Annotated in this window: 10 protein-coding genes; 6 read left to right on the forward strand and 4 right to left on the reverse strand. The window is 70.9% G+C overall.

What is annotated here, in order from left to right; genetic code table 11:
* Positions 1 to 992: septum formation family protein (locus CQZ88_RS05340; RefSeq protein WP_102799354.1), on the reverse strand; the 992-nt coding region annotated here is incomplete at its 3' end.
* A gap of 48 nt (positions 993 to 1,040) precedes the next feature.
* Here CQZ88_RS05340 and CQZ88_RS05345 point away from each other — a divergent pair.
* Positions 1,041 to 1,430: an ankyrin repeat domain-containing protein gene (locus CQZ88_RS05345; protein WP_043798768.1), complete on the forward strand. Its 390-nt coding sequence runs from the start codon at positions 1,041 to 1,043 to the stop codon at positions 1,428 to 1,430.
* A gap of 42 nt (positions 1,431 to 1,472) precedes the next feature.
* Complete coding sequence (gene serS, locus CQZ88_RS05350; RefSeq protein ID WP_029546990.1) at positions 1,473 to 2,735, forward strand: serine--tRNA ligase; 1,263 nt, start codon at positions 1,473 to 1,475, stop codon at positions 2,733 to 2,735.
* Between the two features lie 99 nt (positions 2,736 to 2,834).
* Here the strand turns inward: serS and CQZ88_RS05355 are convergent, their stop codons facing one another.
* Positions 2,835 to 3,227: a hypothetical protein gene (locus tag CQZ88_RS05355; protein WP_102799355.1), complete on the reverse strand. Its 393-nt coding sequence runs from the start codon at positions 3,225 to 3,227 to the stop codon at positions 2,835 to 2,837.
* Positions 3,228 to 3,258: 31 nt separating this feature from the next.
* Entirely contained in the window at positions 3,259 to 3,678 is a 420-nt protein-coding gene (locus CQZ88_RS05360) for a PaaI family thioesterase (RefSeq protein WP_202917463.1), read from the reverse strand.
* 168 nt (positions 3,679 to 3,846) lie between these two features.
* Here CQZ88_RS05360 and CQZ88_RS05365 point away from each other — a divergent pair, with 168 nt between their 5' ends.
* Both CQZ88_RS05365 and CQZ88_RS05370 read left to right on the forward strand, forming a co-directional pair.
* Complete coding sequence (locus tag CQZ88_RS05365) at positions 3,847 to 5,025, forward strand: MFS transporter (protein WP_102799356.1); 1,179 nt, start codon at positions 3,847 to 3,849, stop codon at positions 5,023 to 5,025.
* Between the two features lie 11 nt (positions 5,026 to 5,036).
* Positions 5,037 to 6,014 carry a hypothetical protein gene (locus tag CQZ88_RS05370; RefSeq protein ID WP_102799357.1) on the forward strand — a complete coding sequence of 326 codons (978 nt, stop codon included), beginning with the start codon at positions 5,037 to 5,039 and terminating at the stop codon, positions 6,012 to 6,014.
* A gap of 38 nt (positions 6,015 to 6,052) precedes the next feature.
* Here CQZ88_RS05370 and CQZ88_RS05375 read toward each other — a convergent pair whose 3' ends face one another.
* Entirely contained in the window at positions 6,053 to 7,603 is a 1,551-nt protein-coding gene (locus tag CQZ88_RS05375; RefSeq protein WP_006944523.1) for an MBL fold metallo-hydrolase, read from the reverse strand.
* A 173-nt stretch (positions 7,604 to 7,776) separates the two neighbouring features.
* Here CQZ88_RS05375 and CQZ88_RS05380 point away from each other — a divergent pair, with 173 nt between their 5' ends.
* Positions 7,777 to 8,538 (forward strand): 1-acyl-sn-glycerol-3-phosphate acyltransferase, encoded by a 762-nt coding sequence (locus tag CQZ88_RS05380; protein ID WP_006944520.1) that lies wholly within the window; start codon positions 7,777 to 7,779, stop codon positions 8,536 to 8,538.
* Positions 8,539 to 8,625: 87 nt separating this feature from the next.
* The gene (locus CQZ88_RS05385) at positions 8,626 to 9,447 is read left to right on the forward strand and encodes a Cof-type HAD-IIB family hydrolase (protein WP_029547012.1); all 822 of its coding nucleotides are present in this window, start codon (positions 8,626 to 8,628) and stop codon (positions 9,445 to 9,447) included.
* Positions 9,448 to 9,496 lie beyond the last annotated feature (49 nt).

Below are 9,496 nucleotides of genomic sequence, written 5' to 3' on the forward strand. Positions count from 1 at the left end.
TGGCCGTCGATGAGGATGTCGCCCGCGGCCGTGCCGGTGACCGACGCGAATCCGCCGCCCTCGACCTGCTTGCCCACCGAACAGTTGACCTTGCGGCTGCCCGCCAGCCAACTGTCGAAGTCCAGGTTGTCCCAGAACAGTGTGAGGGTCTTGTTGCGCAGCGCGTCGGGGCTGCCCAGGTAGGCGTTGGCGTTCTCGGTGCACGTCCCCTCGAGGTACTTGTCCTGGTCCTCGACACTCGGCAGACCGCCGGGGAACTGGCCGGACAGGTCCACCACGGAGATCACCTCGAAGGCGTGCGGCTGGGCGCAGTCCACCGGGTCCGCCGGCACCCCGTTGTTGATGCCGATGCACGTGCCCACGTCCCAGACCTTGGACTGGTCCTGGTCGGCGACCGTGCCCTTGATCGGCAGCAGGTTGCCTGTGGTGGAGGAGAACTGCAGGCCGCAGCGCAGCGTCCGCTCACCGGCCGCCCAGCCCGCCTCACCGGGGTTGATCAGGCCCACGCTGAACTTGCCGTGCGGGTCGAACCGGCCGTCGAGGTAGTTCATCGCGGCAGGTGCGCACAGTTCGTCGCGCAGTTCGGTGAAACGCAGCACCGACGGGAAGCGCGACCCGGGACCCCACTCGGCGCCCGGGTAGACGCTCAGGTCGATGTCCTTCACCACCTCGAACAGGTGCGACTCGGCGCAGTCCACCTTCGCGAGGTCGCTCGCATCGATCTCCGTCCAGGTCAGGCAGTCGCCTGCGACGGCTGTGCCGAAGGCCTCGCCGGCCACGGCGCCGGTGGTGACGACGGCACTCGTCGAACCGCCGGGCTCGTCGTCGGACCCGCCGAATCCCGCCACCACCGCGGTGACGAGCGCCGCGAGTACCGCGCCCGCCGCAACCAGCATCAAGGCGCGACGGGTCAGCTTCGCGGACGGGGCGCCCCGGACCCGCGACGCGGACGGTGTCGTCCGATCGGACTGCTGCTCACTCTCCTCGGCCATCACCGTCCATCATGCCTGGGCGCGGCGCCCCGGGTAACTTCGGTGCACATGACGGAGCCCATCGATCCCGAAGTCCAGGAGATCGCGCAGCGCCTGTTCGACGCCGCCCGCGCCGGGCACGTCGAGACGCTCGCCGCCTACGTCGACGCCGGGGTGCCGGTGAACCTGTGCAACGAGAAGGGCGACACCCTGCTGATGCTGGCGTCCTACCACGGTCACGCCGACGCGGTGCGGACCCTGATCGAACGGGGCGCCGACGTCGACCGGCTCAACGACCGCGGGCAGTCGCCGATCGCCGGCGCCGTGTTCAAAGGGGCGATCGACGTCGTGCGGGTGCTCACCGACGCCGGAGCCGACCCCTACGCCGGACATCCGAACGCCGTGGACTCGGCGAGGATGTTCCAACGCGAGGACTGCCTGCAACTGTGGGCACAGTAGGTCGGAATCGGCCGTAGACGGCGCCGAGTAGGCTGTGACCTCGTGATCGACCTCAAGTTCCTCCGCGAGAACCCCGACGCCGTCCGTGCCTCGCAGCGCACCCGAGGCGAGGACCCCGGTCTCGTCGACGCGCTGCTCGAGGCCGACGCGGCCCGCCGTGCCGCGGTGCTGGCCGGCGACAACATCCGCGCCGAGCAGAAGGCGCTGGGCAAGAAGGTCGGGCAGGCGTCCCCGGAGGAACGGCCCGCGCTGCTCGACGGTGCGAAGGAACTCGCCGCGAAGGTCAAGAAGCTCGAGGCCGAGCAGCAGGCCGCCGAGGAGGCGCTCGGGCGCGCGCACCTGGCGATCTCCAACATCGTGCAGGAGGGCGCCCCCGCCGGCGGGGAGGACGACTTCGTCACCCTCGAGACCGTCGGTGAGCTGCCCACCTTCGACTTCGAGCCGAAGGACCATCTGACCCTCGGCGAATCGCTCGGACTGATCGACATGGAGCGCGGCGCGAAGGTCTCCGGCGCCCGGTTCTACTTCCTCACCGGTTACGGCGCGCTGCTGCAGCTCGGCATGCTGCAGCTCGCCGCCCAGCGGGCCGTCGCCAACGGCTTCCAGATGATGATCCCCCCGGTGCTCGTGCGGCCGGAGATCATGCAGGGCACCGGCTTTCTCGGCGCCCACGCCGACGAGATCTACCACCTCGCCGACGACGACCTGTACCTCGTCGGCACGTCGGAGGTGCCGCTCGCCGGCTACCACTCCGGCGAGATCCTCGACCTGTCGGGCGGTCCGAAGCGGTACGCGGGCTGGTCGTCGTGCTTCCGCCGCGAGGCCGGCAGCTACGGCAAGGACACCCGCGGCATCATCCGGGTCCACCAGTTCGACAAGGTGGAGATGTTCGTCTACTGCAAGCCCGAGGACGCCACCGCCGAACACCAGCGGTTGCTCGCGTGGGAGCGCGACATGCTCGCCGCGATCGAGGTGCCGTACCGGGTCATCGACGTCGCGGGCGGTGACCTCGGCTCGTCGGCGGCCCGCAAGTTCGACTGCGAGGCGTGGGTGCCCACGCAGGAGCGCTACCGGGAACTGACGTCCACGTCGAACTGCACCACCTTCCAGGCTCGTCGCCTCGGCGTGCGCTACCGCGACGAGAACGGCAAGCCGCAGATCGCCGCCACCCTCAACGGCACGCTCGCCACCACCCGCTGGCTCGTCGCGATCCTCGAGAACCACCAGCAGGCCGACGGGTCCGTGCGCGTTCCGTCGGCGCTCGTGCCGTTCGTCGGGCGTGAGGTGCTCGAACCGCCGGCCTGAGGCGTTCCGCCGCGTGGGGTGGCGGCCGAATGTCACATGGGTTCGCTCGGATCGAACGCATGTGACATTCGGTCACCCCGCCCGGGAGGGCCGACGCCCTCAGCTACCCGGGTCGCAGCCGACGGCCACGTACGCGTGCAGGCCGTCGGGGTCGTCGCGCAGCAGATACTCGTAGTCGCTGGTGGCCATCACGGCGTCGTTCGCGTCGCGGAACGACCAGCGCACCCGGGCCCGCACGATCTTGTCGGTGACCGGGGAGAGGTCGAGCAACTCGTGCCCCACACCGGCGAGGCCGTGCTTCCGGTAGGTCTCGTTGCTCTGCGTGAGCGCCTCGGTGATCTCCTTCCGGTTCGCCAGCGATCCGGCGAACGAATCCGTCAGAATCGTGCCCGGTTCACCCCACAGCGCGGCCGATGCGTCGGCGTCGAACCCGGCGAGCGCCTCTCCGTACAGGGTGAAGAAGCGGTCCAGTGCGATGCGTTCCACGCTCATGCACTTCAGTGTGCGGGTCCGGCGACGGTTGTCAGCGCAGAATCAGGCAGGTGGTCGACGCGGTCGCGAGCAACCGGTCGTTCTCGTCGCGGGCCTCGCCGCGGGCGGTGGCGGTGCGACGGCCGCTGTACTCGCAGATGCCGTGCACGCGGACGACGCCGTTGCCGGCCTGGACCGGCCGCAGATACCGCACCTGCAGGTCCAGGGTCGTGTACCCGACACCGGCCTCGAGCGTGCTCGACACGCTGAACCCCATGGCGGTGTCGAACATCGTCGCGATCACGCCGCCGTGCACGCTGCCCACCGCGTTGGCGTGGAACTCCTGCGGTTCCATGCTCACCTCCACCCAGCCCTCGCGGGCGTCGGTCACCCGGAAGCCGAGCGTGCGCGACGTCGGATGGTGCGGGATGGAGCCGTCGATCAGGCCGCGCAGGAAGTCGAGGCCCTGCATGTCGCGGTTCGCGGCGGACGTCGGGGCGGGGTCGTCCCACGTGTAGGTGCGCTGGCGTTCGGTCACCCGCCGACCGTATCGCGCGGTGACAAACCCGTCCGCGCGTGCCACCCTGGAGCCATGCGCCACCGATGTTGATCCGGCTCCGCCTCTTCCTTGACCGTTCGTGTGGTGGCGTACGCGGCCACCCGCGAACTCGTGCCGCTCTACGGCCTGTACGCCCTGCTGTTCGAGGACCACGGCCTCGGTACGGGCGAGATCTCGTCGCTCTTCGTGCTGTGGTCCGTCGTGGCGTTCGTCGCGGAGGTGCCGTCGGGCGCGTGGGCCGACACGGTGTCCCGCCGGGGCCTGTTGCTGCTCAGCGCGGTCCTGTTCACCGCGGGCTTCACCCTGTGGCTGCTGTTCCCGGGCTACTGGGGGTTCGCGGCGGGCTTCGTGGCGTGGGGGATCAGCGAGTCGCTGAAGTCCGGGACGTTCGAGGCCCTGGTGTACGACGAACTGTCCGCACGCGGGGCGGCGCACCGGTATCCGGCGGTACTGGGCTACGCGAACGCCGGCGAGACGCTGTGCGTCCTCGTCGCGACGCTGTCGGCCGCGCCGCTGTTCGCGGTGGGCGGCTACGCGACGGTGGGGTGGTTGTCGGTGGCGATCACCGTCGGCAACGGGTTGCTCGTCCTCACCCTGCCGGCCGCCCCCCGTCACGCCTCGGCGGACGAGACAGGCGCCGTTCCAGGCGCTTTCGTGACCCGCTACCTGGCGGTGCTGCACGCCGGGACGAGCGAGGCGCGACGCAGCGCCGTGGTGCGCCGCGCGGTGCTGCTCGCGGCGCTGCTGTCGGCGTGCCTCGCGTTCGAGGAGTACTTCGCGTTGCTGGCGCGCGAGGGTGGCTCGAGCACGTCCGCGGCGCCGGTGCTGGTGGCGATCACCGTTGCGGGACAGGTGCTCGGCGCCGCGACGGCCGGCCGCACCGCGGCAATGACCGGTCGCGCCATGGGGGCGGTGATCGCCGCCGGGGGTGTGCTGCTGGCGGCGGGTGCCGCGCTCGGCGGCGCGGCGGGATTCGTGGCGATCGGCATCGGCTACGGCGCCCTGCACAACGCGATGATCGTCGCCGAGGCGCGGATGCAGGACGCGATGAGCGGGACCGCCCGCGCGACCGTGACGTCGGTGTCGGGCCTCGTCGGCGAGGTCGCGTCGGTGGCGGTCTACGCCGGCTTCGCGCTCGGAACGGTCTGGCTGCCGCTGGCGGCGGTGCTCGCCGCGTGGGCGGTGCCCCTGCTCGGCCTGGCCGTCGCGGCGGTGCGGTGGCTGCCGCCGTCTCAGTCCCCTCTTAATTCGCCGGACTAACGTCCTCCGCCATGCGTGCTCGTCTCGTCCCCGCCCTGTTCGTCGCCGCCGGTCTCGGCCTGATCGGTACCGGTTCCGCCTTCGCGTACGCCGACGCGCCCGCCGTCGCGACGCCGGCCGACGCACCGCCCGCCGCGACCGGCGACCCGCTCTCCGGCACCCGCAACAACCTGCAGCAGGCCGGGTTGCCGCTCGCGCTTCTCGGCGGTGGGGTCGGGCAGCTCACCGACGGCAGCCGCCAGCTCGACGACGGCGCCCACCAGCTCGCCGACGGGCTCGCGCAGGCCAGCGCGGGTGGGCAGCAGCTCGCCGACGGGCTCGGTCAGCTCCAGGGCGGGGTGGGCCTGCTCGGCGACGGTGCGACCCAGGTCAGCGATGGCGTCGACCAGGTCGTCGACCGGCTCACCGGCTTCGGGGAGATGCAGGCGGGCGTGACCGAGCAGCTGACCGTCGTCGCCGGCACCCTGCGGCAGTCGCCCGACCCGGTGTCCCAGGAGGCCGCCGCCCGGCTCGACGGGCTCGTCGGACGGCTGAACACCGAGGGGCTCGGCCCGGAGACGCTCGCGCAGCTCGAGCAGCTGCGCGGCGGCGCGCGGCAGCTCGCCTACGAATTGAGCGACCCGGACGCGCAGTTCGTCGCCGGCATGGTGCAGGCCGCCGACGGCTCGCGGCAGCTACGCGACGGGCTGATGCTCCTCGACGACGGCGGCCGGCAGCTCGTCGACGGCACCGGACAGCTCGTGGACGGCGTCGGCCCGGTCACCGGGGTGATCGAGGGAGTCTCGGACAACGTGCGGGAAGCGACGGCCGCGCTGCCGAAGTCGCCGGCCCCGGCGTCGTCGGGCGACGTCGCGGCGGCGGTGGAGACGACCGCCGAGCGGCAGTGGTGGCCGTATGCCCTCGTCGCGATGGGGGCGCTGGTGCTCGCCGTGCCGGCACTGTTGCCGAACGTGCTGCGGCCGAATGTCACACGCGTTCGATCGAACTGAACCCATGTGACATTCGGTCACACCCACGCGACGGGGGGTCAGAGCTTGCGGGAGCGCAGCTCGTGACCGCGGGAGGTCTTGCAGCGGCCGGTCACGAGGTCCCACTGCCAGCCGTGCAGGTTGCAGGTGAGGCTGGTGCCCTCGACGACACCGAACTTCGACAGGTCGGCCTTCAGGTGCGGGCAGCGGCGCTGGATCTCGAACCCGCCCAGCTCGATCGACGCGGAATCGTCGTGGGCCTCCGCGAACCAGCCGTCCGCGTAGGCGATCCGCTCGTCGGTGAGGCACTTGAAGAACGTGTAGAGGAATTCGTTGTAGCCGCCCACACGCCACGCCTCGAAGCGGGTGGACAGGAAGATGGTGTTCACCCAGTCCGGCTCGTCGTCGCGCAGGACCGTGCGCACCAGCTCCGGCGCGATGCGGAAACCGTAGCGGTACTTGCCTTCTCCCTCGATGGGTTCGCGGACGACCCGCTTGGGGAAGTCCAGCACGACCGTCTCCTCGCCCATCACCAGGCCGACGGGGTAGCCGATGCCGTCGCAGATCAGATCGGACTGCGCCATGATCGGCTCGAACTTCGCCTTGAGCGGGCCGAGCAGCGGCTCGCCCTCGGCGGGGGCCCACGTCGCCTTCTCGGCCTCGAGCACCGGGGCCAGGCGCTGCGCCATCTCCTCGATGTACGCGGCCTTGTCGGTGAAGATCCGCTCGACGTCGGCGTCCGGGATCGGGTGGGTCAGCGTCATCGACGTGCTGCCGTGCACCTCGAGCACCGAACCGGGGATCATCAGCACGCCGCCGTCGTTGCCGTGGAGGCGCATCTGCTCGAGGAAGACCATCTGGTCGGGGAAGATGTTGCCCTCGTCGCCGTGGTCGTCGTTGAGGTGGCGCAGCGCCGGATCGAGGAACACCGGCGGCCCGGCCGACGGGACCACCCACGTCGCGCCGACCTGGTCGATGTAGCTGCGGCAGCGGTCCATGCCGCGCTGGCGCTTCTGCTTGCCGAAGTTCGCCTTGGTGCGCTTGGGGATGTCGTAGACCATCGGGTACCAGATCGCGCCCGAGTACTGCAGCAGGTGGACGTCGATCCGACCGAACGCCTCGAGCATCGAGTCCATCTCGACCGGGCGGGCGTCGTTCATGTTGAACACCGTGGTCTCGCCGTCCGAGACGACGAGGCCGGAGTCGCCGATCGGCCCGTCCGCGGGCGCGCGCAGGGCGATGATCATGACGTCGAGGTCGCCCTTGGGGCCGCTGACGGTGTGCTTGACGGAATCGGTCGTCTCGAGGAACTTCGTGAACCCGAGCTGCTCGAGGTCGCGGCGCAGGTCCGGGACCGGGAAGTCGGGCAGCAGCACCGTCGCGTCCTTGTTGACGTGCTTGCTCAGGTTCTCCGGGTCGAAGTGGTCCTTGTGCAGGTGCGAGACGTACAGGTAGTCGACGTCGCCGAGCTTGTCCCAGTCCAACTGCGTGTTGTCCGGGAAGGGGAACCACGACGCGAAGTACGCGGGGTTGACCCACGGATCGCACAGGATCGATCCCGCTGCGGTCTGAATGTGGAACCCGGCGTGTCCGACGCTGGTGATCTGCACTTCGTTGCCTCCTGACGTGCTGACCGACGTACCACCCAGCGTAGGGGGACGCCGGTGCGGCGCCGCGCCCAGGCGGTGAACCCGGGCCGGATACGGGCCTTTGATCCCGAATCGGGCGGGCGGCGGACATCGGGCGGAGCCCGCAGCCGCCGATCCGGCTACTCTGACCGACTGTGGAACCCTTCTACCGGACCGTCATCGGCCTCGCCCGGACCGTCTTCGCCGCGCAGGGACTGAAGTTCACCGTCACCGGCGCCGAGAACATCCCCGCCGTCGGTGGCGCCGTGATCGCCATGAACCACGTCGGCTACATGGACTTCACCTACGCGGGCCTGCCCGCCCGCACCTCCAAGCGCTACATCCGGTTCATGGCGAAGAAGGAGGTCTTCGACCACAAGATCTCCGGTCCCCTGATGCGGGCCATGAAGCACATCCCCGTCGACCGGGCCGACGGCGCCGACTCCTACCGCGCGGCGGTGGCGGCGCTGCGTGCGGGCGAGCTGGTCGGGGTCTTCCCCGAGGCCACGATCAGCCGCAGCTTCGAGATCAAGGGCTTCAAGACGGGTGCCGCGCGGATGGCGCTGGAGGCGGACGTGCCGATCATCCCCGTGGTGATGTGGGGGTCCCAGCGGGTGTGGACGAAGGGGCACCCCAAGCGCCTCGGCCGCACGAAGACGCCGATCTCGATCGCCGTCGGCGAGCCCATCGCGCCGAACGCGTCGGCGTCGGAGCTGACCGCGGAGCTGCACGAGACGATGGAGCGCATGCTGCGGGAACTGCAGGGCAGCTACGTCCACGAAGCCGGTGCGTACTGGGTGCCCGCCCGGCTCGGCGGCACCGCGCCCACGCTCGCGGAGGCCACGGCGCTCGACGACGCCGACACCGCCGCGCGCAAGGCCCGCCGGGCGCAGAAGGATGCCGGCACCGACCGGTGACGACGACAGCCGCGGTGAGGCCCGCGGCGCGGTGACGCCCGGGTCGTCCGGATGCGCCGTGTCGCGGCGGACCGGCACAATGGCGAAGTGAGCCGAGATCTGCCGAGCCTGGTTGCCACCGACGTCGACGGCACCCTCATCGACGACGAGGAGCGCGTCTCGGACCGTACCCGCGCGGCGGTGCAGGCCGTGGTGTCCTCCGGGACGCCGTTCGTCCTGGCCACCGGCCGTCCGCCGCGATGGATTCCGCCGGTGATCGAGCAACTCGGCTTCGCGCCCATGGCGGTGTGCGCCAACGGCGCGGTGCTCTACGACAGCGCCGCCGACCGGGTCCTGAGCGCCGCCGTGCTCTCCGCGGACGAGCTGGCCTGGGTTGCCGACGTCGCCAACAGCGTGCTGCCCGGCTGCGGTCTGGCCGCCGAGCGGATCGGGGCGAGCGCCCACGACGCCGCGACGCCGCAGTTCGTCAGCGCCCCCGGCTACGAGCATGCGTGGCTGAATCCGGACAACACCGAGCTCGCCGACCACGAGGTGATCGCCGAGCCGGCGGTGAAGCTGCTGATCCGGATGGCGTCGGCGACGAGCCACGAGATGGCCGAAGCGCTGGCCCCGCAGCTCTGCGGCCTGGTGGACGTCACCTATTCCACGGACAACGGCCTGATCGAGATCTCCGCCTCGGGGGTGACGAAGGCGTCGGGCCTGCAGCTGATGGCCGAGCACCTGGGGGTGGCGGCCGACGGGATCGTCGCGTTCGGGGACATGCCCAACGACATCCCGATGTTGTCGATGGCGCGCCACGGGGTCGCGATGGAGAACGCGCACCCGGACACGAAGGCGGCCGCGGACGAGGTCACCGCCACCAACACCGAGGACGGGGTAGCCCGCATCCTCGAGCGTTGGTGGCGGTGACGGCCCCGGCGAGGGGACCGGCGGCCGGCTAGGGCACCGGCGAGGGGAC

Source organism: Rhodococcus sp. ENV425 (assembly GCF_002887785.1).
Lineage (GTDB): Bacteria > Actinomycetota > Actinomycetes > Mycobacteriales > Mycobacteriaceae > Rhodococcus > Rhodococcus aetherivorans.